Annotated in this window: 21 protein-coding genes; 9 read left to right on the top strand and 12 right to left on the bottom strand. The window is 63.8% G+C overall.

Features of this window, described 5'->3' with window-relative positions; translation table 11 throughout:
* The first annotated feature begins 89 nt into the window (after positions 1-89).
* Positions 90-656, top strand: a complete 567-nt coding sequence (xdhC, locus tag P0D68_RS26165; RefSeq protein WP_408185953.1) for a xanthine dehydrogenase accessory protein XdhC — start codon at positions 90-92, stop codon at positions 654-656.
* A gap of 104 nt (positions 657-760) precedes the next feature.
* Here the strand turns inward: xdhC and P0D68_RS26160 are convergent, their stop codons facing one another.
* The 3 genes from P0D68_RS26160 to P0D68_RS26150 form a co-directional block, all read right to left on the bottom strand.
* Positions 761-1,741: a LysR substrate-binding domain-containing protein gene (locus P0D68_RS26160; RefSeq protein ID WP_408300993.1), complete on the bottom strand. Its 981-nt coding sequence runs from the start codon at positions 1,739-1,741 to the stop codon at positions 761-763.
* 232 nt (positions 1,742-1,973) lie between these two features.
* A complete protein-coding gene (locus tag P0D68_RS26155) occupies positions 1,974-2,624 on the bottom strand; it encodes a 2-hydroxychromene-2-carboxylate isomerase (RefSeq protein WP_408300991.1) in 651 nt (216 codons plus the stop codon).
* Between the two features lie 92 nt (positions 2,625-2,716).
* Positions 2,717-4,237 carry a TAXI family TRAP transporter solute-binding subunit gene (locus P0D68_RS26150; RefSeq protein ID WP_408300989.1) on the bottom strand — a complete coding sequence of 507 codons (1,521 nt, stop codon included), beginning with the start codon at positions 4,235-4,237 and terminating at the stop codon, positions 2,717-2,719.
* Between the two features lie 584 nt (positions 4,238-4,821).
* Between P0D68_RS26150 and P0D68_RS26145 the strand changes: the two genes are divergently transcribed.
* Positions 4,822-5,175, top strand: coding sequence for a BON domain-containing protein (locus tag P0D68_RS26145; RefSeq protein ID WP_091796618.1), 354 nt, complete (start codon positions 4,822-4,824; stop codon positions 5,173-5,175).
* Between the two features lie 249 nt (positions 5,176-5,424).
* Positions 5,425-5,673 carry a hypothetical protein gene (locus P0D68_RS26140; RefSeq protein ID WP_091796617.1) on the top strand — a complete coding sequence of 83 codons (249 nt, stop codon included), beginning with the start codon at positions 5,425-5,427 and terminating at the stop codon, positions 5,671-5,673.
* 80 nt (positions 5,674-5,753) lie between these two features.
* Here the strand turns inward: P0D68_RS26140 and P0D68_RS26135 are convergent, their stop codons facing one another.
* The 4 genes from P0D68_RS26135 to P0D68_RS26120 form a co-directional block, all read right to left on the bottom strand.
* On the bottom strand, positions 5,754-6,542 hold the full coding sequence (locus tag P0D68_RS26135) for a sulfite exporter TauE/SafE family protein (protein WP_091796616.1): 789 nt from the start codon (positions 6,540-6,542) through the stop codon (positions 5,754-5,756).
* 356 nt (positions 6,543-6,898) lie between these two features.
* The gene (locus tag P0D68_RS26130) at positions 6,899-7,558 is read right to left on the bottom strand and encodes a LysE family translocator (RefSeq protein ID WP_091796615.1); all 660 of its coding nucleotides are present in this window, start codon (positions 7,556-7,558) and stop codon (positions 6,899-6,901) included.
* A 379-nt stretch (positions 7,559-7,937) separates the two neighbouring features.
* The gene (locus tag P0D68_RS26125; RefSeq protein ID WP_177205024.1) at positions 7,938-8,078 is read right to left on the bottom strand and encodes a hypothetical protein; all 141 of its coding nucleotides are present in this window, start codon (positions 8,076-8,078) and stop codon (positions 7,938-7,940) included.
* Between the two features lie 83 nt (positions 8,079-8,161).
* Positions 8,162-9,139, bottom strand: a complete 978-nt coding sequence (locus tag P0D68_RS26120; protein WP_408300986.1) for a helix-turn-helix domain-containing protein — start codon at positions 9,137-9,139, stop codon at positions 8,162-8,164.
* Positions 9,140-9,390: 251 nt separating this feature from the next.
* Between P0D68_RS26120 and P0D68_RS26115 the strand changes: the two genes are divergently transcribed.
* A complete protein-coding gene (locus P0D68_RS26115; RefSeq protein WP_408185946.1) occupies positions 9,391-10,167 on the top strand; it encodes an SDR family NAD(P)-dependent oxidoreductase in 777 nt (258 codons plus the stop codon).
* An 83-nt stretch (positions 10,168-10,250) separates the two neighbouring features.
* A complete protein-coding gene (locus P0D68_RS26110) occupies positions 10,251-11,789 on the top strand; it encodes an amino acid permease (protein WP_408185945.1) in 1,539 nt (512 codons plus the stop codon).
* 123 nt (positions 11,790-11,912) lie between these two features.
* On the opposite strand, the gene P0D68_RS26105 is transcribed toward P0D68_RS26110, so the two are convergent.
* Positions 11,913-13,454, bottom strand: a complete 1,542-nt coding sequence (locus P0D68_RS26105) for a glycoside hydrolase family protein (RefSeq protein WP_408300983.1) — start codon at positions 13,452-13,454, stop codon at positions 11,913-11,915.
* Here P0D68_RS26105 and P0D68_RS26100 point away from each other — a divergent pair.
* Together P0D68_RS26100 and P0D68_RS26095 are read left to right on the top strand one after the other, a co-directional pair.
* A complete protein-coding gene (locus P0D68_RS26100; RefSeq protein WP_408300981.1) occupies positions 13,429-13,881 on the top strand; it encodes a hypothetical protein in 453 nt (150 codons plus the stop codon). The two genes, P0D68_RS26105 and P0D68_RS26100, sit on opposite strands and share 26 nt — an antisense overlap.
* Positions 13,882-14,720: 839 nt before the next feature.
* Positions 14,721-15,806, top strand: coding sequence for a glycosyltransferase family 4 protein (locus P0D68_RS26095; protein WP_408300979.1), 1,086 nt, complete (start codon positions 14,721-14,723; stop codon positions 15,804-15,806).
* A gap of 27 nt (positions 15,807-15,833) precedes the next feature.
* On the opposite strand, the gene P0D68_RS26090 is transcribed toward P0D68_RS26095, so the two are convergent.
* The 4 genes from P0D68_RS26090 to P0D68_RS26075 all read right to left on the bottom strand — a co-directional run bounded on the left by P0D68_RS26090 (position 15,834) and on the right by P0D68_RS26075 (position 21,479).
* Positions 15,834-18,224: an RICIN domain-containing protein gene (locus P0D68_RS26090; RefSeq protein WP_408468768.1), complete on the bottom strand. Its 2,391-nt coding sequence runs from the start codon at positions 18,222-18,224 to the stop codon at positions 15,834-15,836.
* Positions 18,225-18,365: 141 nt separating this feature from the next.
* Positions 18,366-18,818: a GDP-mannose mannosyl hydrolase gene (locus tag P0D68_RS26085; RefSeq protein ID WP_408300975.1), complete on the bottom strand. Its 453-nt coding sequence runs from the start codon at positions 18,816-18,818 to the stop codon at positions 18,366-18,368.
* Positions 18,819-18,902: 84 nt separating this feature from the next.
* Positions 18,903-19,052: a hypothetical protein gene (locus P0D68_RS26080; RefSeq protein WP_177205023.1), complete on the bottom strand. Its 150-nt coding sequence runs from the start codon at positions 19,050-19,052 to the stop codon at positions 18,903-18,905.
* 126 nt (positions 19,053-19,178) lie between these two features.
* Positions 19,179-21,479, bottom strand: coding sequence for a hypothetical protein (locus P0D68_RS26075; RefSeq protein ID WP_408300973.1), 2,301 nt, complete (start codon positions 21,477-21,479; stop codon positions 19,179-19,181).
* Positions 21,480-22,282: 803 nt separating this feature from the next.
* On the opposite strand from P0D68_RS26075, the gene P0D68_RS26070 reads away from it, so the two are divergent.
* Both P0D68_RS26070 and P0D68_RS26065 read left to right on the top strand, forming a co-directional pair.
* Positions 22,283-23,275, top strand: coding sequence for a helix-turn-helix domain-containing protein (locus P0D68_RS26070; RefSeq protein ID WP_091796606.1), 993 nt, complete (start codon positions 22,283-22,285; stop codon positions 23,273-23,275).
* An 87-nt stretch (positions 23,276-23,362) separates the two neighbouring features.
* Positions 23,363-24,922, top strand: a complete 1,560-nt coding sequence (locus P0D68_RS26065; protein ID WP_408300971.1) for a mannose-1-phosphate guanylyltransferase/mannose-6-phosphate isomerase — start codon at positions 23,363-23,365, stop codon at positions 24,920-24,922.
* Positions 24,923-24,943: the final 21 nt, after the last annotated feature.

Here is a 24,943-nt window from a genome sequence, read left to right as displayed (position 1 = left end):
CGCATCAATCAGCGGACCGCAATAGGCGCGGCAATGAGCCGGAACAGCAACGCGTGGACAACACACTCACTGGAATTGGAATGATCGCCATGAACGATTTTTCGTCCGTTCAGATCGGCCGGCGCAGCGGCGTGCAAACGCCGCGTCCGGCGCCGATGCATATCGTGCTGTTCGGCGCGGGGCACGTCGGGCATGCGCTCGTCAAGCTGCTCGGCAGCTTGCCGTGCGTGGTTCAGTGGGTCGACGAGCGCGACGAACTGTTCCCCGACGAAACGCCCGCCAACGTGCAGGTCGAAGCCACCGACACGCCGGATGCGATCGTCGACACGGCGCCGCCCGGCGCCTATTTTCTGGTGATGACGCACAACCACGCGCTCGATTTCTCGCTGGCCGCGCGCATCATGCGGCGGCGCGATTTCACCTACTTCGGCATGATCGGTTCGAAGACGAAGCGCGTGAAATTCGAGCGCCGTTTGCTCGATCGCGGCGTGGATCTGGACCGGCTGGTGGAGATGACGTGTCCGATCGGCGTGGCCGGTATCGTCGACAAGGCGCCTGCGGCGATCGCCGTGGCGGTATGCGCGGAGTTGCTGCAGATCCGTTCGCGGCAGGTCGTGGCGCAGGTGGCGACGCAGAAGCTCTGCGCGGCTGTCTGATGGGCGGAAATCAGCCGGCCGGGACGGTGCCGCTCAAGCAGCGCCCAAGCAACGCACAAGCAACGCATGAACAGCGTCCTGTGAACCGCAAACAACCTTAAACGTCAGCCCGTCGCGGCTGACGTTTCCTTTTTCGGCGTCCGTTTTGCGCGCCGCACCTTCTGCGCGACCAGCCCGTCCGACACCTGGGACATCAGCGCACGCAGCCAGCCCACATCGCTCGGTCGATCCGGCTGCGGATGCCAGAGCTGGTAGCACTTGATGCGCGGAAACGGAATCGGCACGTCGACCACCGCGAGCGGCAGCATGTCCGCGTAGTGCATCGCGAAACGGCGTGTCGTCGTGAAGATCAGATCCGATTGCAGCAGCGTCTGCGGCACCAGGCCGAAGTAGGGCAGCGTGGCGACGATGCGGCGCTCGGCGCGAGCCCGCGTGAAGCCCATGTCGATCGCGCCGCTGCTCGCCCCGCTATACGGTGTCGGTGCGAGATGCGGCGCGGCGAGATACGCTTCGCGCGTAAGCGGCATGCGCGTGAGCGGATGATCGGCGCGCATCATACATACGACCGTATCGGAGAACAGGTCGCTGCGCTCGAAGCGCGGGTCGGGCTTGGGCCAGTTGCCGATCACCAGATCGAGTTCGCCGGCATCGAGCGCGGCGGAATGATCGAGCATCGGACTCAGCGAATCGATTTCGAGCCGCGCGTGCGGCGCCGCCTCGCGAAATTGCGCGATCACCGTCGGCATGAAGAAGTCGTTCAGATAATCCGGCGCGGCCACGCGAAAGGTGCGGCGCGAGCGGCCGGGATCGAAGTCGCCATGCGGCGTCGCGACAAAATCGACTTCGCGCAGCACGCGTTGCGCGGAGGCGAGCAGCGATTCCCCGTATTCGGTGGGCACCATGCCCGACTTGCCGCGCACCAGAATCGGATCGTTCAGCGTCTCGCGCAGTTTGCGCAGCGCGGTGCTGATAGCCGGCTGGGTCTGATTCAGACGCAGCGCGGTCTGCGTGACGCTGCGCTCGACCAGCAGCGTGCGCAGTACGCGCACGAGCCAGATATCGAGGGAGGCGGCGGTGTCGTCCATGATTTAAGCGAGGCGGGGCAAGCGGACCGGATCCGATGAAACGTCGTACGGCGTCGCCTGCGAGAGCGGGGCGCCAACGCGCACGAAGCAAAGGTCATAACCTTAGGCCTGTTTGCGGTGTAGCGGCATAGCAGGCAAGGTATGGCCGGCATCAGCAGGGCTGTTTTACCGCGACGAACCGGCGAAAGCGCCGTGGGACGCGCCTCGCGTCCGCTTCAGGCTTACGTCTCGCCTACGTCTGCTGGTCCACGAGCCCCGAAGGCAGCGTACTGATGCGTTTGACTTCTTTCGATTCGAGCCAGTTCGGCGTGCGCGCGCAGTACAGCACCATGGGCAGCGCGTCTTCGCCCCAGAACAACTGATCGTTCAGACGGAAGGTCGGCACACCGTAGACACCCAGGCCGATCGCATCCGCCGTGTTGCGCTGCAATTGCGCTTTCACTTCCGGGCTCTTGATGAGTTCCGGGCCGTCGGGCACACCGACGCGCTCGCACAGTTCCGCAAAGGCCACGTCAGTCGACGGATCGCGGCCCTCTCGCCAGATGAAGCGGAAAATCTCGCGCACGAAATTGACGTCGCCGTTCGCCGCGGTGGCGAGCAACAGCGGCTTCGTGGAATCGAACGGATGGGCGGGCGGCATCTTGTACGGAATGCCGAGCTGTTCCGCGCGAAACAGCGCGTGCCGGTACATGAAGGTGCGTTTGGAGGGCACACCGTAAGCCGGCCGCTGTCCCCAGTGACGGTAGAGGTCGTTCAGCACGACCGGCGTGAAGACGAAGTCGAAGCCCGGCCATTTGTCGTGCTGCTCGAGCAACAGGTACGTGAACGGCGAGACAAAGTCGTAAAACCACAGCGGTTGTCTGGCGTCGATGCCAACGGTCATAAATGTCTCCCGGATTGCTGTTCCGAACGGCCCGTCTCGCGGGCCGACGAAATTGTAATGATCTTACGCGGAGCAGCCGCGGCTTGCATCCGTCAATATGGTTTCGCGGCGTCGTCGCTGGGCGTTTCGCCGATCTCGGCCGCTTCGTTCGCGGCGGATGGACTGGACGGATTGGGTGATGCGGACGCCGCGCCTGCTTCGCCAGCTTCCTGTGCTTTACCGCGCCCGTTATCGACGCCCGGCGCTTCATCCGCGGCGCCATCGCGTTGCGCGTCGCGAGCCTGCGTGAGCCGCGCGCGCACGAAGCCGATGTGCTCGCGCAGCACGTAGAACTGATCCGCGTAGGCCAGCGGCATCTTCAGACCGTTGACGGATTCCTCGATCGCGTCGAGCCGTTCGAGCAGCGACGCGCGTTCGGTGGGCGAATGGTCGCTGAGGGCGCTGCGCTCGATCGCGATCAGCGCGCCGTACCAGCGGTAAATGCGCGATTTCACCCGCCATGCATACAGAGACGGCACGAGACGCAAGGCCGGCACGAGCAACACGATCAGCGGCACCACGACCACCAGCAGCCGGTCGGCGAGACTCGCGAGCCAGAACGGCAGGATCCGGTAGAGGAAGCTCTTGCCAGACTTGTAGTAGCGGGCGGCGTCGTCGCTGATGGGGAAGTCGTGCGCGAGCGGCGCGGGAAACTCGCCGGCGCGCTGCAGGATGTTCGCCTTGCCGTGCACCTCGCGCGCGGCTTCGATCAGCAGATCGGAAAGCGCGGGGTGCAGCGAGTCGCGCGCCACCAGTTCGACGGTCGGCGCCACCATATGAATCGGCGCGGACGGCAGGTTCTTGCCGAGGTCGAACGCGCCCATTGGCATCATGAGTTGTGTCAGATAGGGAAAGCGGCGTGTGTAGGCGTCGGCCTGCGAGAAATCGTAGAACTGCACGTTCGGCGTGCGGTAGAGCTTGCCCATCACCGCCGGTTGCGCCGAATCGCCGGCGAGGAACGCCGCGTCGACCTTGCCGGAGACGAGGGCGTCGGCGGCGTCGTCTCCCGAGAGCGGCAGCAGTTTGGTTGCGCCGCCCGGCACGATGCCGTTGGCCTTGAGCAGCGCCAGCGCCAGCTCGCGCGTGCCGCTGCCTTCCGCGCCGACGGCAAGCCGCTCGCCCTTGAACTCGGAGAGACGCATGATAGTCGGGCCGTGATAGAAGATCGCCAGCGGCACATAGGCCACGCTGCCGAGCGACATCAGACCGTTGGACGCGGAGCCGGGCGCGACGCCGTCCTGCACGAAGCCGACATCCACGTTCGAGCTCGGGTCCGACAGGCGCTTGAGATTCTGCAGCGAGCCCTCCGAGGACAGCACATTCAGCGTGATGCGGTTGCGCGCCAGAATTTCCTTGTACTTCTGGGCGGCATTCCAGAAGGTGCTGCCTTCCGGGCCGGCGCTGATCGTCAACGTGCTGGGCGGCGCGGGCTGAATCAGACGCACGGCGACCCAGATCGCGACCGCGGCGATCAGCAGGATCGGCCCGAACGAGACGGCGAGATCGCGCCAGGAGATCGCGACGAATCGGGCGACGAGACGGGGAGGGCTTTTGCGGCCGGTGGCTGGCTTCATCGGATGACGTGACGGCTACGGTCGAAAGTGAACAGGGGCGGCGCTCTGCGGCGCGCGAACCGGGGTGAAGCGCTCACGCCGCGCCACGGCGGCTGCCGCGAATGGCGCGCGAGCCACGCGGCAGCGCGCGTCGCGCCGATGGTACCTGAGATTCGCCGCACGGCGGCACGCATGGCCGCCGCGCTCACCGACAAAGCCGTAACAAATCGTGAACGGCGTGTGACACCAGTGCGGGTGACGCGATTCAGCCCTCGCGTATGACTAAACCCTTTGCGCTTCTGGCCCGGCTAGATTAAATTGTGCATCGCTGCCGTGAACAGACGTTTGCGCAGCGCGACCCGGCAAGACACACAAGAACTGGGCGCGCTCGCGGACTTCGCGGCTTGCCGGTCTGTCGTACCGCATTGCATGCCTGTCATCGCATGCGGCAATGGCAGCCAGCCTCTTCGCCTCTCGCACACCGTGTTGCAGCCATAGTCGGCCGTCGCTGGGCCGCGCCTTGTCGCGCGTCCAGCGTGGCTGCCGGAAGTCGTACGAAGCCGCTTTTATATGCGGTCCAATGTGAAGCTAAGGAGAAGAAAAGTATGAAATCGGTCGGTTTTCTGAAAACGCTGGGCTCGGTGGTGGCAATGGTAGTGGCGTGCAATGTGTACGCTCAGGCAAGCGACGCAACGGCAACGGGCACGACCGCCGCGCCGGCTGCGAGCGCCAAGTCGACCAAGAAGGCGAACAGCCAGTTGGGCCGCAAGGTGCGTAGCGCGCTGGCCAAGGCGCAAGGTATCGACGTGTCGAACATCGCCGTGCGCGCTCGTGGCGGCGCGGTGACGCTGACGGGCTCGGTGCCTGACCAGGCGCAGATCGACGCCGCAGGCGAAGCCGCCAAGGGCGTCGCCGGCGTGACGTCGGTGTCGAACAAGCTGAACGTCCAGCAGCAGTAAGCAGGCTGTCGCATCAGGCGAGGGCGGCGCCAAGCCGCCTTGCGCCGTCGTGATGCAGTTGTGCACCAAGGTTCCGGCAAAAAACCGGAGCCTTTTTTATTTTAATTTGGCGATTTTTGAAGCGGTGATGATGGGTCCGGGCAGTCGCAAGCAACACGGCGGCATCGCCGCTGTGCGACTGTGCGCTGTGACACATTGCTGACGCGACCCGAAGCGTACTGTGATGCGTAGGGAACCGGAGTCAACGCCATGGAAACCTCGCTTTTGCGCTATACCGATCTGCCCATCAGCGATCGGGCGGCCTTCGAACTGGTGTGCGCGCGGCACGGTTTTGCACCGGCGCATTTCGACATCAGCGCCTGCGCGGATCCGAGCGATGCCGCGCACGAGCGCCTCGTCACCATCCGGCGCGGCGGCTGGGCGCAGTCTTATCACGACCGTCAAGGTCAATGGGTCCGGCAGTTCGAGGCCGATCTGACCTGCCGCTTTTTCAAATAGCAGTCGTCTGCTTGAGTCGAGCCTGAGCCTGAGCGGCAAGGCGTGGCGTGGCAATACGCGGCGCCGGCCTGCGCGCCCGTTCAGGCCAGCACGAGGCGCACGCCCACCAGCGTGAGCGTGGCGGCGAGCAGGTTGCGCAGCAGCGCGTCCGGCGCGCGTGAGGACAGAAAGCTGCCGATTGCGATGCCCGGCAGCGAGCCTACCAGCAGCGACAGCAGCATCGACCAGTCGATCGAGCCCAGCAGCCAATGGCCGGCGCCCGCCAGCAGGGTGAGCGGCACCGCATGCGCGATGTCGGAGCCCACGATGCGCGTGGTCGGCAGAAGCGGATAGAGCAACAACAACACCGTCACGCCGATTGCGCCCGCACCCACCGACGTCAGCGACACCAGCACTCCGAGCACCGCGCCGGTCAGGATGGTCAGCGCGAGCGTGCGTCCCTGACGCGGCGCGCGTTGCCGGCGCGCGCCGAGCGCCGCGAGTTGCGGACGAAACACGAGCGCCACCGCCGTCACCAGCAACGCCGCGCCGAGCACGATCTGGATCAGCCGGCTCGCACCGGGCGTATCCATGCCAAAACGATGCAGCAGAATCAGCGTGATCGTGGCGGCCGGCACGCTGCCGGCGGCGAGGCGCAGGGTGATCTGCCAGTCCACGGTGCCCTTCAGGCCGTGCACGAGCGTACCGGTCGCCTTGGTGGCCGCGGCGTACAGCAGGTCGGTGCCGACGGCCGTGGCCGGATGCACGTTGAACAGCAGGACGAGAATCGGGGTCATCAGCGAGCCGCCGCCGACGCCCGTCAATCCGACCAGAAAGCCCACGAACAGGCCGGAGACGGAGTACAGCAGATCGATGTGGGGAAGAGCCATTGAGCGGACCGCTGACGGTCGGGTGGGTTGGACGGATCAGGCCGCAAGGCCGGTGCGCCTGCCTTCGACAGTCGGTGAAGGGCGGCGGGAAGGCCGCCGCGGCGCGGCGAAAGCCGCTATTGTCGCAAAACTGCCGCGTTCGCGTACGAAGCGGTGTGCTGCGCTGCCCGCATACGGTCGATCAGCGCAAAAACCTCGGGGCGGTTTTCACGTGGCCTGGCTGGCGGCGCCCAAGCTTTGCCGGTTCTTTGCCGGTTGCGTTGCTGGCGATTGCCGGCGAGGCGGTCGCGGCGTTGCGCGGGCGCTCGTGAGACTGAAAGCGCAACTTCGGCCAACCCCAAGGTCGCGACGCGCGCTCAAAGCGCCCGGCGAATCTCCACGACGCCGAACGCCGCCAGCGTGAAGCCCACAATCCGGTCGATGGCGACGCGCATTTTGCTGCCGATCGCATGGCGCGCGAGCGACACCACGGTCACGAGGAAACACCACCATGCAATCGAGCCGCAGAACACGCCACCCACGGTGGTCAGCGCAATGCTCGATGAAAACGCGCCGCGCGGGGCGAGTGTTGTGAACAGCGCGGCGAACATGATGACCGTCTGCGGATTGGTCAGCGTGAGCAGCAACGAACTCGCATACGCGCGCAGCGCGCCGGCGCGGCCCACCTGAGCGAGCTTGCCGTTGCCGCCTGACGCGCCGTTTGCGGTGCTGTCCGCTGCGTCGGCCGGGGCTTTCTGCAGCAACGTACGCACGCCCAGATACAACAGGAACAACCCGGCGAGCAGATGCAACGGGCGGTCATACGCCAGCATGAACTGCGAGATGCTGACGAGGCCGAGCGCCGCGATCAGCCCGTAGGCCGCGTCGCCGGTCGCGATGCCGAAGCCGATCGCGAGCCCGGCGCGCGGACCGCCGGTTAGCGTGCGGCGAATGCACAGCATGCCCATCGGGCCGACCGGCGCGGCAATGGCGAGCCCGACGCCCGCGGCGGTGAGGAAAAGACTGGTGGTGGACATGGCTATCCCGGATCGATTGTTCTGTTTCGTGTTGCGATTCGTGTGTCGCCGACACGCGTGGTATCTGCGAGCCCTTCAGCATAGCTAGACCGGAAACGCCGGGCAAGTCCGCGCATGAGGAGCGTGCTCGATCGACTCGCGCAGGCTCGCGTTTCTATAGCGTTGCTGATGAGCCTGGAAATAAGAGCGTGATAAGTGCGAGCCGCCGCGCCATGAACGAAGCAGGCGTAGTGATACCCGGAGCAATGGCGTTGATAGTGCGGATGAGGATGGCCGTCGGGACGCTGGGGCCGAAGATGCGGGATGGGGCGCTGCAGGAAATGCGCTTTGGATGGATGCCCGCCTCGATGCGGCGGGCGTGCTCAATCGGTCTTGCCTTTTAATGCTTCTTCGCGGTGGCCGAGGCGCTTGGTGCTACCCGGATCGGCGGCGCGCCCGATGGCGAAGTGGCGGGTTGCGGTTTCTTCGCCTGCTTCGGTTTCTTGACTTCGCGGTTACTGCGCATTTGACCTTTTGCCATGATGGACTCCCAATTGGCGGTTTTTGCTCCGCATAGGAGCAGTAAGCTAGTGTGCGCTACTTTTGTCCGCGCGGGCAAACAATCTAAACCGCCCGGCTCCTTCTCCAGGTCTCGGACGGCAACTCGCCGAACTGCCCGCGATACTCGCTGGAGAAATTCCCGAAATGCCAGAACCCCCACCGCGTGGCGACCTCCGTCACTGAAGCGGAGCCGCGCAATTCACGGCGCACGTGATCGAGTCGAACGGCGCGCATATAAGCGGAAGGGTTGACGCCGAGCGTATCTTCGAACGCATATTGCAACGTACGCCGACTGGCGCGAAACCGCGCACACAACTCCGCCACGGAAAGCGGACACTGCGGCGATTCCTCGATCAGCTCACGAACCCCACGCACCAGTTGCCAGTTCCGCGCAGTGCGAGCCTCGACGTTCCCGTGCGGATCGGCATCGCGCAGGTCCTGCAAAACATCGGCAAGACCGAATATCACCGACTTTTCGAACGCCGCGGCGACTGCGGCGTCGTCGAGCAAAGTGGGGGTGGCCGCGACGGCGTCGAGCAACTGCTTCAGCACCTCGCGAAAGCCCTGCAGTCTCGCGGGATCGACGTTCAATACGCCGGGTCTCGAGCCGAGCAGCAGTGTCATTTCGTCGAGTTGCGAGCGCAACAGCGGGTCGCCGATCGCGCCCGGCTCGATTTCGAGGTTCACCACCACATGCTTGTCGGGCGACAGAAATTCGAAACCGCCATCGCCGGAAAACACGTGCAAGCCATCGCGATGACTCGTCTGTCCACACAACAACGCATGGCCTTCGAGTTGAAACGGAATGCCCACCGCGACCCTGGATGCCGCTACCTGGCCGCGCTGATAGACCGTGCGGTTCAGGCGCTCGACCAGCACCCGCACGCCGCCCGCGTGGCATGAACTCACCGAGCCGTCGAAGGCGCCGCGTGAGATCTGGCAGTAGCTCTGGTTCCATGCGTCGAGCAGCATGGCCTGCTCGTCAATGTTGCGGCAACAACGAATCTCGACCGCGCCGCTCGTCTGATTGACCGCCTGCATAGCTTCTCCCGATTCTGATGGCGCTCCCCGAAAGCCTCGTGCCGACCAGTGTATGCGAAAAAAAAGCCCTGCCGTAGGGTTGGCGCAAAGCGTCTTTGCTTACCTGCTGCGCGGCTGGAAGCCTTCGTAATGCATTTGTCAGGAGGCGGAATTTTTACGGGATTTTTATCTTTTTGCCAATTTTGGATAGTCGCCACTTTTTGCCGCCCCTACTTTGTGCATCACGCAATGCACAGGAAAGGGAGTGACGTATGAGCAGATCGGCAGGCAGGCTGGAAGGCAAGATCGCAATCGTGTCGGGCGGCGCGACGGGCGCGGGCGGCGCGGCCTCGTTGCTGTTCGCGCAGGAAGGCGCGCAGGTCGCCGTCGTCGATATCAATACGGATGCCGGTGAGGAAGTGGTGACGCGGATTCGCGCGGCAGGCGGCAGCGCCGAGCTGTTTGCCGCCGACGTGTCGAAGCGCGCGGCCGTCGATGCCGCCGTGGCCGGCATCATGGCGCGCTTCGGACGTATCGACGTGTTGTTCAATCATGCCGGCAGCATTGTCGTGAAGCCGTTCGTCGATACCACCGACGAAGACTACGACTGGCTCATGAACGTCAACGTGAAAAGCATGTTCATGATGACGCGGGCCGTGCTGCCGCACATGCTCGCTGCGGGCGGCGGCTCGATCGTCTGCACGGCGTCGATCTCGTCGGTGGCGGCGACGCCGCTCGAAGTGCTCTATTGCACCACCAAAGGCGCATGCGCGATGTTCGCGCGTGCCATCGCCGTCGAGTATCGCGACCGGGGCATTCGCTGCAATGCCGTGTGCCCTGGTTTCATCGACACGCCGCATGGGCGCCGCGAAATCAGCGCGCTCGCCAAGTACGGCTTCGATGCGAGCGAAGCCGCCTTGTCGGTGCAGCAGGGCCGCCTGTGCGCGCCGGAGGAAGTGGCGCGCGCCGCGCTCTTTCTCGCGAGCGACGACGCGAGTTTCGTCAACGGCGCACACCTGTACGTCGATAACTGTTTCACGGCCGCGTGAGCCGCTTTGCCTGGCGCGGCCACGCCGTTGAACCGGCTCGCCGGTTGGCCGCTTCGTCATAACCCTGTTCAAAGGATCGCGTCATGGACATCAACACGGCCTTGCCGTCGGCGGAATCCGCCGACAACGACGTCAAGCTGTTGCACAAGATGGGTTACGCGCAGGAACTGTCCCGGCGCATGGGGGCGTTCTCGAACTTCGCGGTGTCGTTCTCGCTGATCTGCATTCTGTCGGGCGGCATCACGTCGTTCCAGATGGGCCTGTCGGCGGCGGGCGGAGCGTCGATCGGACTCGGCTGGCCGCTCGGTTCGCTGTTCGCGCTGGTGGTGGCCGCGGCGATGGCGCAGATCGCCTCGTCGTACCCCACTGCGGGCGGTCTCTATCACTGGAGTTCGATTCTCGGCGGTAAAACTTGGGGCTGGCTGACCGCGTGGCTGAATCTGCTCGGCCTCGTGTTCGTGGTCGCCGCGATCAACTTCGGCACCTATGATCCGTTCTTCCGCACGCTGATCGCGCCGATGTTCGGCGTTAAGCCCGAGTCGCTCGGCTGGTGGCAGCAGACGCTGTTTCTGACCGTGATCACCGCGTCGCAAGCATTCCTCAATCATCGCGGCATTCGTATCACGAGCAGGATCACCGACCTGTCGGGCTATCTGATCTTCGCGGTGACGATCCTGCTGGTCGGGGCGTTGCTGGTGTATTCGCCAGTCAAGATCGATCTGTCGCGGCTCTATACCTTCACTAACTTTACGGGTGTGGACGGCGGCGCATGGCCGAAGCAGACCATGGCGATGGCGTTTCTCTCCGGCCTTCTGTTGACCGCTTATACGATTACCGGTTTCGACGCATCGGCGCATACCTCCGAGGAGACGCATCAGGCGGCGCGCAATGTGCCGCGCGGTATCGTCGGCTCGGTGTTCTGGTCCACGACCTTCGGCTACGTGATGGTGTGCGCGTTCGTGCTGGTCATGCCGGATATCGGCGCGGCCGTGAAGCAGGGCACGGGTTTCTTCGAAGCGATTCTCGCGCCGATTCCGGGGCCGCTGCGCATTGTGATCGAACTGCTGATGTTCTTCATCAACTACGTGTGCGGTCTTGCTGCAGTAACCTCCACGTCGCGCATGATGTTCGCATTTGCTCGCGACGGCGGCCTGCCGGCATCGAAGTGGCTGCGTAAAGTGAATGCCGCGCATCGCACGCCGGGCGCCGCCATCTGGACCTCGGCGGTGCTGGCGATCGTCGTCACGCTCTATGGCGACGCTTTCACGGTGCTGAGCGCCGGTAGCGCGGTGTTCCTGTTCATCTCGTACGCCATGCCGATTGCGGCGGGCATTTTCGCCGAAGGCCGTACGTGGAACGAAAAAGGCCCGTTCCAGTTGGGCATGCTGTCGAAGCCGTTCGCGGTGGCGGCGGTGATCGGCGCGCTGGTGCTCGCGTATGTCGGCATGCAGCCGCCGAATCAGAAAGTGGTCTACGTGATTGCCGGTTTGCTCGCGGTGCTGCTGACGATCTGGTATGGCGCGGGCGTGCGCAAGAGTTTTGCCGGCCCGCCGATCGGCAAGGTGTCCACGGAACGCGAAAGCGAATTGCGCGGTATGGAGGGGCAGTTGGGAGAGAGTTGAAGCACTGCACTCGCCGCGCAGGTTCTGAACGCCCAAAAAAAATAACGTCAGCCGGCCCGTGAGCCGGCTGACGTTTTTCATGTCGGCCGCAGTACCCGAATCCGGGTACTTTGAACGCGCGGCTTACATGCCGATGTATCCGACCGGCGTCGTCGCATTGGCCTTGGCGACCGACGCGTTGTTCGACACCACATACACCGGCGATTCGGTCAGGTTGAGCGTCAGCACACCGTTGCTGTAGTTCGCATTGGTCGCGTTGCCCATCATGTCGATCACCTTGACGGTGCCGCTCGTGCCCGGTTGATCGACGTTGAGGCTGTACGCGACGCTATAAGTCGAGCTGAAGCCCGCGCTCGCGCTCCACACGTTGTTGTTGTGCGCCCACAGAGCGGTAATCACCGCGCCGTTGCCCACCTGCTGGAACGCGTACGCGTAGACGCCGGTCGGCGTGCCGTTGACCGGGCCCAGCGTCGTGGTGCCGTCGAGCGTGTGCGTCATCGCGCTGATCGCCATCGCCACCGGTTTCGGGCTGATGTTGGTCGCGCCGAATGCGCCCTGCGCGTCGCTCAGGTCGAAGAAGGTGCCGTAGCCCACTTCATCCGGATAGTCCGCGCCGTAGAACACGTAGGTCTGGTCCGCGCCTTCGCCGAGCGTGATGATGTGCATGCGCGCCGCGACCGCCGCTTGCGCGTACAGCACATTGGCGCTCGGATAGTTCGGGCCGTACGACGAGCCGAGGTCGTAGCTGATGCCCGCTTCTGTCGAGAACAGATGCATGCCCGTACGGTAGTCGGTGGCCATTTCCGCGCGCAGGTTGCGCATCTGGCCGCGCAACGAACCGTCGGCGGTGGACGGGTCGCTGTCGTAGCGCTCGGGCGGATGCGACGGCGACGTGCCCGCGTCGTAGTAGCCGTGGGTGGCGACGGCGTCGATGTATTGACCGAAGCCGAGCGGCGCGAGGCGTTTCAGGTGCGAAGTGGTCAGGCTCGGGAACGCATCGGCCGGGCCCATCACCATCGCGTGCGGATCGGTCGAATGAATGCCCTGATAGACGGCCTTGTACAGCGCGACGAAGTTGGCGTCGGTATCCGTCCACATCTGGTTCGGTTCCCACGTCACCTGATAGTAGTTCGCCGACTGGGTCGGGAAGTACGCGGCGCGAATCGCGTTCGATTCGGTGCCGACGCGGCTCATGTAGCTCTGGTAGTACGACGTATCGGTCGGCAGCGTGGTGTCGTCCTGGAAGGCGCCGGTGCTGCTCGCCCAGGCCGGAATGCCGTCGAGGCGGATCAGCCGCATCACGTTGCCGCTCTTGTAGAACGGATCGAGATTGTCGGCCGACGGGTTGAAGGTGTTCGGGCCGTTCGGCTCCATGGTCGAGAGCTGACGGTCGTCGATGGTCGACGAAATGCCCAGCGCGGCCAGCAGCGGGCCGTTGTCGTTCGCGCCCTGCATGCCGAAGCGATGCTGCTCCTGGCGCGCATACGTGACGGCCGGCACGACGCCGGACAGGTTCGGCGTCACGCCGAACGTCGCGATGCCGACCGGACGCGTGCCGGCCTGCGGCAACTGGCCGCCGTTCTTGGCCAGCGTGCCCGTTGCCGCGAAATAACCGGCGAGCGTCGACGTGCAATTGAACGTGATGGTCTTCGCACCGCTCGCCACGGCGGTGGTGCCGCTCGCGGCGACGCGGCCGAGCGTGTCGGTGACGGCCCAGTTCAGCGTGTCCGCGCTCGGCGCGTTGGTCTTGAAGGCGATCTGGAACGTGCTGCCGGAGGCGAAGATGCGCGTGCCGTCGGCGCTCGGCGTATCCGCAGAAATCGTCGCGCTGCCCGCGCCGGCTGATGTGGTCGGCGAGGCGCAGGTCATGGCCGCGGTGCCGCCCGTGGCGTTCAACGCAGCGGTGCCGGTGCTGGCGTTGCCAGCGGCGGACGTGGTGGCCGCGCTGGCCGGGCTGCTGGTGCCACTGCCGCCGTTGGACTGGGATGCCGCGTTGCTGACGGTGCCGTTACTGCCACCGCCGCCGCCGCATGCGGCGAGTGCGAGGGACAGTGTCGAGAGTAGGAGTAGTTGCGATTTCATCAATCTGTAAGCAATGCGTTGGCTGATCATTCGTCCGGCTCCTCGCGCAAAGCGCGTCAGGAGGTGGAGCGAACATCGGGGTTCATTTGCAAGCCAGCCGATGACCGAGGGCTTCGACACTGGCGTCCTGGATGCGCAGCGTTTCCGGCTGCGCGAAGGTGATGCCTTCCCGGGTTGTCGGCCTCGAACGCATTTCTCTGCAGAGAAACGCTTGTCGCGCGAAACCGGGCCGCTGACGTGAGCGGCTTTGGCGGAATCGGACGACCGGAGAACGTACGACGAACCGGCCAGCGTGTTGAGGAACAGCGCGATTCAGATCGCAGTATTTGAGTTCACGGCGCGAGCCGATGAACTTTTTACTGTTCCGTAAGCTAGAAATGCTCAATTTGGGAAGAATCGACCGCAACAATACGCATTAGTGTGCTTAAAAGAAGTAACGAGTCGTTACGTATGATCATTAATGCAGTACTAATTACATTGATCGAATGAAAAAGATCTGTCAGGTGAGACCAGTCTTTTTCCGCCACTGTGAATTGGGGTCGTAAGTATTTGAAATGGATGCCTAACTATCCGGCAGCGTCAATCGACTGAGAAATGGGCGCTAGCGCTCATGGGCCAGCCGAAAAAGTCTTGGGCTTGGCGTAAAAGTGCTGGGTCTTGGGTGTAAGGTTTCCTCGCGACATGGAGTTCGCGGCGGAACTGTCGCTGTTTTACGGAGACATTGGTGCGCTCCGCAAAAAGGAGCGCGCCATACACGAAGATGGGTGCCGACGTTATTTGGGGTCTGCAATAACGGGGGCGGCATCCCGTCCGCTGCGCAAAAAGGCAGTTAAGGCTGAGAGATCAATCGTGAGGATTCTTCAACTGGTTCATGCACCGCGATTGTCCGGGGCAGAAGTACTCGTAAAAGGGCTGGCCATTCACCATCAGCGCGGTGGCCATGAAGTCTGCATGACATCGCTGCTTCCGCAGCAGGACGACTTTGCCGACATTCACGCCGAGCTTCAGGCGGCGGGCGTCACCTGTCTGTTTCCCGATGTGCGCTACGGCAGGGTAGGCAAGTTGCTGTACCTGTATCGCGTGGTGCGGCGCTTTCGCCCCGACTTCATCGTGGCTCACGCAACGCTTGCCGCACTGTATGTGCGTCTTCTGCCGGTGAATACGCCGATTGCCTGGGTCATGCATTCCGGCGTCAACGACTTCGAAAACGGCGCGCTCAAGCGGGCCGAGCGCCTGCTCTCGCGACGGGCGCGGGCGATCATCGGCGTGTCGCAGCAGAATATCGACGATTACCTCCGCGAAATCGGCCGCCATCCGTCCATGGTCGTGATTCCGAACGGCGTGGATGCCCAGTTGTTCGCCGAAGCCAGCGACGCGAGCGCGCCGGATATCGACGCGCACCCGAAGCAGATCGTCCAGCTTGGCCGGTATATCGAAGGCAAGAGCCAGCTCGACACGATCCGCGCGTTCGAACGCGTGCTGCAATCGGAACCGGATGCGCGCCTCTTGCTGTGTGGTGTCGTCGAAGACCTCGACTATCACCGTGCGGTCCTGTCGCTCGTCCGTCAGCTGGGTCTGGAAAGCAAGGTGACGGTGAACGGACCGCGTTCCGACGTGGCCGCGCTGCTGCGCGCCTCGCGTGTCTTCGCGATGCCGTCGCGTTTCGAAGCGCAGAGCATCGGTTTTCTCGAGGCGCTTGCCTCGGGTATTCCTGTCGTGGCGAGCCGGATTCCGTCTTTTGGCTTTGCGAGCGCATTTGCCGGCGTCAACCTCGTCGATACGACCGACCCGGAAGCCTACGGCGGCGCATTGCTGAGCGCGCTCGGCACACCGCGCGCGAACCGGCAACTGGCCGGCTACACGCTGCACGACACGGCGGATCGTTACATGACGATCGCGCGGAAGTTCGTTCAACCGCTCCAGGTTTCGGCCTGACGCCAATCGGACCGGCCGGCTCGCATGCTATTGCGCGAGCCGGTCGATTCGCACTGTCTCCGAGAAAAGCCCCGGCAGGTTGCCGAATTCCTGAGCTTCGCCCAACGCGAGTCCGTTTCCTGATGGATAGCGCGACAACGCCGGCGCTCCGCCGGTGAAATAGAAATCGCCGAGGGTGGCGTCGGTCCGGCGAAACAGCACCAGTGCGGGCCCCTGCTTGTCGCGCACGAAAGCCGGAAAGACATCCGACCACGACATGTCGTGCAATGTCGCCGCCCGCACCGGCGAACTTGCTGCGCCGCTCACGTCGAGCGTGGCGACATCGATCATGGCTTCCTCGCTCGTCTCGTCGAGATGCGGCGTTAGCAGGATCAGCGTGTTGCTGTCGCGGCCACGCACGGCGCCCATTGTCACTTTCACGAAGCCGGGGACGAAACTCGCCGGCAAGACGTTGCGCTCGCCGACGCTCAAGCGCGCACCTTCATTGGCGATGGAAGTGAGCGCGAGGCGTCCGTTTGCCCCGTCCACCGCGATCAGCGAGGCGCGCGAGCCGGCTGTCTCACGCACCAGCAGATTGACGTTCTGCGGCAGGTTCCTGGCCTGTGCCCAGAGCGCCGGCGCTGACGCCACCGAGGCTCCTGCTCCTTGCGCCGACGCGACCCATAGATCAAGTCCGCTGTCGGCCCGTTTTTGCGCGATCAGCACGCTGGCCCGCCCCGATGAGGTGAAGTCTCCAGCCACATATTGCTGCGTCAGTTCAGGTCTAAACGCATTGCTGGTTTGCAGCCAGAGGCGCGGCGCCTCGAAGTGGTCGCCAGCACTGCGAAGCAACCAGAAGGCGGTGCCGCCCTGGCGCGCCGCGACGATCATCAGATCCGCCTTGCCGTCGCCGTCGAAATCGCCGAGCAGAAAGCGCACGCTGTCGAAGCACAGTTTGTCGCCGGCGCAACTTGCCGCGGTGGCGCGCGGATCGAACGGGACGACGCTCGCGTACCACAGCGCGGGCGGCGACACCTTGGCGAGCGAGGCGGCATACACGTTGAATCCTGGGCCGTCGTGTTGCCGCTGGACATACACTGCGGACTGCTCGCCCGAGCCGGCGACGTCGCCCGCCATCACGGTGGCGAGCCGCAGGTCGTTCGCCTGCGTGTGTTGTGTGGTGGCCCAACGATAGCGCGTGGTGAGCGCGGTGCAGCCGCGCATGGTCAGCTTGCCGTCGTTTTCGCCGAGGCAATGCCGCATCGGCGTATAGACGAGGCCGAAATCCCACGGGGTCCAGCGCTGCGCCACGTCCCATTGATCGCAGGTCTCCGCGATCAGATAGCCGTCGCGTTCGGCGATGCACTGCGAAGTCGCGACGCTCACGAGCGCGGCGTTGCGCGTATTGCCCGGATAGACGCTCAGCGGATCCCAGCGCCATTGCTGGGCCGGCGAGTCCGTGCACGCCGCCAGCGTCGGCGCACGGCCGGGCCCAGCCGAGCTCAGGCAGCGGCTGGTCGCCGCATTGAAGAGCTGAATCGGATGCGACACGAAGTCCGGCACGCGGCGATCAGTACGGTCGGCAAAGGTATAGCGGCGCGAAATCCAGTTGCCGTCCCACTGAAATTCACCGAATACATGCGACGACTCGCTGCCGTCGATCGAAAAATAGCTGGCGACGATGTCGCGCTTGCGCTGCACTTCGGCGGCCGGCAGATTGCCCGGCCAGCTGCCGGTCGGATAGGTGACGTGGTAGACGATCGGCACGCCTTTGCCGAGCGTCTGGACGACATGGCGAGTAATGCGCGCGGAGAGGATGTGATCGGGATGCTCAATGAACGGCACGGTATCCGGGTTGAGCGTATAGATCAGCGTGGCCGGCTCGAGTATCGCTTTCAATGTGGCCGACAAGGCATCGCGATCGTACTTCACGCGCACGGAGCCGTCCGCGTTCATCGGATAAGTCGAGAGCATGGCGTGTTGTTCCCACAGCAGGCCGAGCGGCACACGGCCGCCGCGCACGGCGCCGCCGGGCAGGCGCAGCTCCAGCAGGCGCACTTGCGGCCTCGCCTTCAGCAGCATCTGATGCACGAGCTTGCCGGCGATCGTCACGTTGGACTCGAGCCACTCGTCGGGCACGCCTGCCATGCGCGCATAGGCGAGCCTTGAAGCCCGTTCGCGGGTTTGAACGTAAGCGAAGTCCGCGCCATTGGCTCCGCCGATCAGATGGACGGTGGTGATGCACCATCCCGCATCGAGACGCTCGCTGATGGCGGGGTCCACGAATAGCAGATCGTCGTCGAGGTGCGCGACCACGGTGACCAGCGTGCCGGCGCCACATTCGGCCGCGCGTGCGGAGGCTGTTAGGCAGGTGAAGAAGAGCAGCGCGAGACACGCAATGATGGAATCGCGAACGAGCCGGGTTGCCGATGATCGCATAGTGATTCGAGCCCTGACGGTGAGCTCGAATCATACTGTAGCGGCTCTGGCGGCCACGTTGCCGAACTCACAGTCGGCGGCAGAATGCGGCCCGGCACGGAATCGTGCCCGCGCGTCTGCTTGCGCGTCTGCTCGCGCGCGTTAGCGGAAATAGGCTTTGGTGTTGTCGTGGACGTCCGCGCGCGCGAGCAGTTCCGTCGGCGTAAGCCACGCATATTCGCTGTGCTGCTCGGGCCGTCCGAGGCGCGCCGTGCCCGCGAGCGTCAGCGCATAGGCGAGCACGATGTAGTGAGTCGATACGTCCGGCTCGCCCGCGAAGTTGTCGCTGTAGTGATGTTCGAACACGCCTTCGAAGCGCGCCGTCGAGCGCGCCAGATTCGCTATGCCGAGCTCGGCGTCGGCGATGCGCGCGAATGCCGCGTCGAGTGTTTCGTCTTTGTGAATGCGGCCGCCGGGAACGAACCAGGTGCCACGGGCCGGGCGATTGCGGCGGCGGCCGATCAGCACGCGCCCTTGGGCGTCGCTGACGATCAGATCGAATGCGACCAGCGGTGTGAGACGGACTACGTCCAGAAAATCGATCTCGGTCAGCATGTCATTTCCCCCGGTTTTTTTGCGCCGCTCGAACGTGTCCGATCAGCGTGATCCCGCAGCGTATCGAGCGTTCGTCATGATTCGCTAGTAGTCGCGATGGTGGTCATCGTTCCGTGTGAGCTGGCGCGACACGCTCGCCAGAAAAAGAGCGAGCAGAATCGCGCCGATCGTCGCGAAGAGAAACGCGCCGATCATTGCGGCCAGTACCAGCATCGTCCATGCAAGGCCGCTCATGTTTCGGCTCCGGCGTTCGGCTCCAGCGTGTTGATAGGCATGCTAACGTGCCCCCGTCTGCATGCTATGTGCGCCAGTCGCCGCAGAGCCTGTCACATCACGCCGAAGTATCGTCACATCGCGCCGCTAGCGCGCCACGTAACCCTCGGGTGTCGTCACCGCTTCCCTGAAGACGTCGGCGTTGCCGGAGACGACATAGACGGGCGCGGGCGAGAGTTTCAGGCTCGCCACGCCGTCGCGATACGGCAACGCCGTCGCGTTGCCCATCATGTCGAACACCGTCACTTCGCCCGTAGTGCCCGGCGCATCGACCCGCAGCCGGTAGTCCACGCTCCTGCTCGCGTCGAAACCGGTTTTGGCGCTCCATGCGTCGTTGTCATGCGTCCACAGCGCGGTTACGATCTTGCCGCCGCCGAGCCGGCGGAACGCGTACGCATAGACGCCTTTGGGCACGCCCTTGAGCGGGCCGAGCGTCACAGTACCGTCGATGATGCGCGTCATCGCCGCCACCGCGAGCGCCGCGGGCTTCGGGCTGATGCGAGTCGGACCATAAGCGCCGGTCGGATGATCGAGTTCGAAGAAAATGCCGTAGCCCGGCGCGGCGTCCGGCATATCCGCCAGATAGAACACGTAGGTCATGTCGGCGCCTTCGCCTAGCAGGATCAGATGCGTGCGCGCCGTTACCGCCGCCTGGGCGTACAACACGTTCGCGCCGGGATAGTTCTTGCCATACGATTGGCCGATGTCGTAGCTGATGCCGGTTTCGGTGACGAACAACGGCGCGCCAGGCTTCAGGTATTGACGCATCTCGTGGCGCAGCGCCCGCATCGCGGCGGGCAGCGCGCCCGGCACCGTGCCCTGATTGCCGGTGTCCGCAACCCGCTCGGGTGGATGCGAGGGCGTCGTGCCGATGTCGTAATAACCGTGAATCGTCATGCCATCCATATAGCGGCCGATTCCAAGCGGACCGAGTTTGCGCATCCACGTGACATTGCCCTGCACCGACGAATAGGTCAGCCCCATCACCACCGCATGCGGATCCGTCTGATGGATCCCTTCCCAGACCGCCTTGTACATGGCGACGAAGTTCGCGTCGGTATCGCGCCACGGCAGACCGCCGTCGGCGTCCGGCTCCCATGTCACCTGATAGTAGTTGTCGCGCTGTTTGGGAAAGTAGGTCGTGCGAACGCGATTCGATTCGGCGCCGACTTTGGCCATGTAGTCCTTCATCTGCGCAAGCGAAGTCGGCACATAGCTGTGCGTCTCTTTGCCGGTCGGACTCGCCCACTGGGGAATGCCGTCGAGCTGGATCAATCGCAAGAGGTCGCCGCGCCGGAAGAATGGTGTGAGCTGTTTGGCCGCGGGGTCGAACGTGCCGGTTTTTTTCGGCTCTTCCATATACCAGTTGCGATTGTCGTTGACCCACGTCAGACCGAGCGCGGTGTAGACCGGCCGGTAACCGTCGCCGTCGCAGCAGTGCTGGCCGGGTGCGAGATAGGCGGCGCCCTGCCCGCCGAAACGGTGCAGATCTTCATACGGAAAACGGACGGCGGGTAACGCCATGGAGGGATCGGGCAAGACGCCGAACGTCGCGATGCCTGCGGGACGTGTGCCGCGTGATTCGAGCTGACCATGCGCACGCTCCAGCGATGCCGATACCGCGAAGTAGCCCGCCACGCTGGAAGCGCAACTGAGCGTGGACAGGGTCGCGCCGGCCGCAACGGGGAAGCGTCCACTGGCGCGCACGACATTCCACGCGTCGCGTATTTGCCAGTTGAGCGTGTCGCTTTGCTTGGGGCGTGAGGTGAAAACCAGCGCGAATGGTTTCGCCACGGCGAACAGACGTGTGCCGTCGCTGGGCGTGTCGGCTTCGAGCACATCGCCGTTCGCGCTCGTGGGTACTTGTGACGAAGGCGCCGAGCAACGCAAGCCCTCGCCGGGCGGCGCCTTCAGATCGGAGGGTGTCGCGGATTGCGCTGCGGCGCTCGATGCCATGTCGTTATTGATGGCAGGCTTCGTGGCAGGCACGAGCGTGCTGCCCGCTGCGGTGGGCGCCATTGCACAGCGCTTCTCGACACCTGGCGCCGGATCGCCGAATACGCCGTTGTTGCATTCGGCGCTATTCGAGAACGTTTTGACGACATGCTGTTGCGGCGTGCCATATAGCACGTCGCGCGTGCCACTGAACCGACAGGTGCCGTATTCGGCCGCGCACGGTGTCCACTTTCTGCCGTCCGCTGAGAACTCGGCATTGCTCACACCATTCGCTTGCGGTGCGGCTTCTGCCGCCGCGCATCGAAACGTTGAAACGCCGAGCAAGATGGAAGCCGCCACCGAGGCGACCATGCTGATGCGCAGTCCTCTACGCTCGGCGGACAAGCCGCCGGCGCGCTTTCGCAGCGCGCGCTGTTCGCGTACATTCGACATGTGTTCCCCGTGTCGTTCGCTGTACTACCCCCAGACGACAAACGCGTCGCCCATTTGCTAGTTCACCAGGTCAGACCCGCCTTGCGGCACCCCTTCAGGCAATGTGTTGCGGAAACCGCATAGTGTATTTCCGCAAACCCCTGGCGGAAATGGCCCGCTTCCCACTCGACAGATTCCGCCACTGGCCCGTCTATTGCCGCGCGGTCTAAAGTTGTCTTATTCCGGTGTTTCACGTTTGAAACATTAATCGCCAGCTTTATATTCACGCGATCCAATAACAACCAATTAAATAATTTTGTCGCGCCTTCAAGTGCTTATATTGGATGTTCGTTTTACTTATTGCCACTCCGACGATTTATCGTCAGAAGATAGCCGGTCTGGCGTTGCCGCAGAGCAGGTGCCGGTATAGCGAAGCCGGCTGCGCTCATTCTGACGTTCCGGCGGGAAAAAGTCACTTCAAATCGGTTTGGCCATGGGTGGTTCGATTGGTAAGTCGGCCTTTTTCGAGTAGTCGCCGTGTGTGCGGTGCCGAACGAAATCGCGGTTTTATTTGCATTAACATTCGCAGAATGCCAATTCATTCATATGTGGAATCGGCAATTAATTCGTTGAAAAGACAGCGGTAGCGGGGTTGTTCCGAAAATCCCTGGGTGGTCACCCTGTCAATACGCCAACATGTACGCGCTTTCGGTCATGGCGGCTAAATGCTTGATTGGCGGTGACTATGATGCGCTGCACAGAGGAGGCCTCTCTGTGGCCGCCTGAAGTGATAAGTAGATCCGTTTTCTGGTGAGAGGATGACTATGACCTGCGCGAGTCTCGAGTCTGCAATGCTGCGCTGGGTGCACGCTCCGAACAAGGGTATGCGTCGCATCGCGATACTGATGTTCAACGACTGCTCGCTGCAAGGAGCAGGGGTTGTTGCCGAGGTGTTCCAGGCTGCGAATGAAATGGCTTCGTCCGGTTCGGGCGGCTGGTTATACGACGTTTCGTTCCTGTCGGCCGACGGCGGCATGGTGACTTCGTCGTCCGCGCTGCGGGTGTGGACAGACGGACTCGACGCACGGCATTACGGCGGTTTCGATGCGTTGTATGTGGCGGGCGGTAAAGGCGCATTCGCCGCCGCGAGCGACGAGCGGCTGATTGCCTGGCTGCGTCGCGTGCGCCGCAACACCGGCATGATCCGGCCGATCGCGGAAGGCCGGGCGCTGCTCGACGCTGCGTACGTGCCCGAGAACAAGGACAGCAAGGACAGCGCGGACCTGAATGGACAGTCCGCGCAGGCGCGCCAGCCTGAACAGGGTGCCGACGCGGGCGATCGCCTCGAATCGATGAGAAGCGCGCTCGCCATGATCAAGCGCGATCTGGGCAGCGCCACGGCGCGCACGGTTGCCGAGCGCCTGCTAGCCGATTCGTGCTCGAATCTCGCGCCGCTGCTCGGTGAAGACGGCGGACTGAGCCCTGGCGACAAGGTGCGCGCGGCCGCTCGCTGGCTTCAGGAGAATTGCCAGCAGGCGATTTCGATTGCCGACGCCGCGCAGTTCGCCGCGATGAGCGAGCGCAACTTTCTGCGCCGCTTCAAGATGGAAATGGGTATTACGCCCTCGAGTTTTCTGTTGCACGAGCGTCTGGCGGTGACCTGCAGCCTGTTGACCGAATCCGAATTGCCGGTCGACAAGATCGCGCGGCGCACCGGCATGGGCAATGGCGACCGTCTGGCGAAGGTGTTCCGCAAGCGGATGAGAATTTCGCCAACCGAGTTTCGGATTCAAAGCCGCCGACTGGTCGGCGAATAGCGCGACGGGGCCAGCCGGGGGCCGTGTGGCAATACGGCATTCGGTCCGAATTTCCGCCGATCTTTGAGAATTATAAGGAATGCGAATATGTTGACTCAGGGAGTTGTGAGCGCCGTGTCGGTCGAACCTAACGGTGCGGGTGCCGCAGTGGCGCACGGGCGTTGCGCGCGCATCGTCCCGGTCATTCTGGCGGGCGGTTCAGGCACGCGGCTGTGGCCGGTGTCGCGCGAAAACTTTCCGAAGCAACTGATCGACGTGGTCGGTTCCGACTCACTGCTGCAAGCCACCGCGCGGCGCATGGACGGGTTTCCCGCGGGCTGGAAAGTGGAGGCGTCGCCGATCATCGTGTGCGGCGAGGAACATCGTTTCGTGATCGCCGAACAACTTCATGAAAATGGCGTCGACGCTCGTCTTATTGTCGAGCCGGCGCGACGCGATACGGCGCCCGCGCTGACGCTGGCGGCATCGCTGGCGTGCGCGGACGGTGGCGACGCGATTCTCGTCGTCATGCCGGCGGATCACTCGATCGCCGACGTGCCCGCGTTGCAGGCCGCGCTCGAACTGGCAGCGCGTTACGCGGAACAGGGCTCGATCGCGACGCTGGGCGTGCCGCCCACGCGCCCCGACACCGGCTTCGGTTATATCCGCATCGGCGCGGAGTTGGCGGGCGGCGGCCATGCGATCGACGGTTTCGTCGAAAAGCCGGCAGAAGAACTCGCGGCGAAGTACGTCGCGGCGGGCATGTATTGGTGGAACAGCGGCATCTTCATTGTCCGGGCGAGCGTGTGGCTCGATACGTTGAAGCGTTTGCAACCCGAAATGCACGCCGCCTGCGAACGCGCATTCACCGGCGGGCACCAGGATGGCGCGTATTTCCGGCCGTTGGTCGACGCGTTCCTCAGTGCGCCCGCGAATTCGATCGACTACGCAGTGATGGAGCGCCTGACCGAGACGGCCGAAGCGGACTCGACGGATGACGCGGCCGCGAACGCGCCGGCGCACCCGGCCGGCGTCGTGGTCGGGTTGAATGCCGGCTGGTCGGACCTGGGTTCCTGGGACGCCGTGTGGGCCGCGATGGAAAAGGACGCCAACGGTAACGCCGGACGCGGCCGCGTGACGTTCGAAGGCGCGGTATCGAGCTACGCGCATTCGGAAGGGCGCCTCGTCGCCTGCGTGGGCACCACTAACGTCGTCGTGGTCGAGACCGCCGACGCGGTGCTGGTGGTCGACCGCTCGCACGTGCAGGACGTGAAGGGTCTGGTGTCGCGTATCAAGGCGCAGCACGCGCCGGAGGCCGACGCGCATCGCAAGGTGCGCCGCCCTTGGGGTTTCTACGATTCGATCGACCATGGCGAGCGTTTCCAGGTCAAGCGCATCGTCGTGACGCCCGGTGCGCAACTGTCGTTGCAATTGCATCACCACCGCGCTGAACACTGGGTCGTCGTGCGTGGCACGGCGCTCGTCACGCGCGGTGAAGAGCAGTTCCTGTTGAGTGAGAACGAATCGACCTACATTCCGCTCGGCACCCGCCACCGGCTCGAAAACCCGGGAAAGGTGCCGCTCGAAATCATTGAAATCCAGTCAGGCACCTATCTCGGTGAAGACGACATAGTGAGGTTCAACGACAACTACGGCCGCTGCTCCTAAACAGCACGCCGGATTCAACTG

Source organism: Paraburkholderia sp. RL17-380-BIE-A (genome assembly GCF_046028085.1).
Classification (GTDB): domain Bacteria; phylum Pseudomonadota; class Gammaproteobacteria; order Burkholderiales; family Burkholderiaceae; genus Paraburkholderia.
This window is presented reverse-complemented; position numbering and strand designations above follow the sequence as displayed.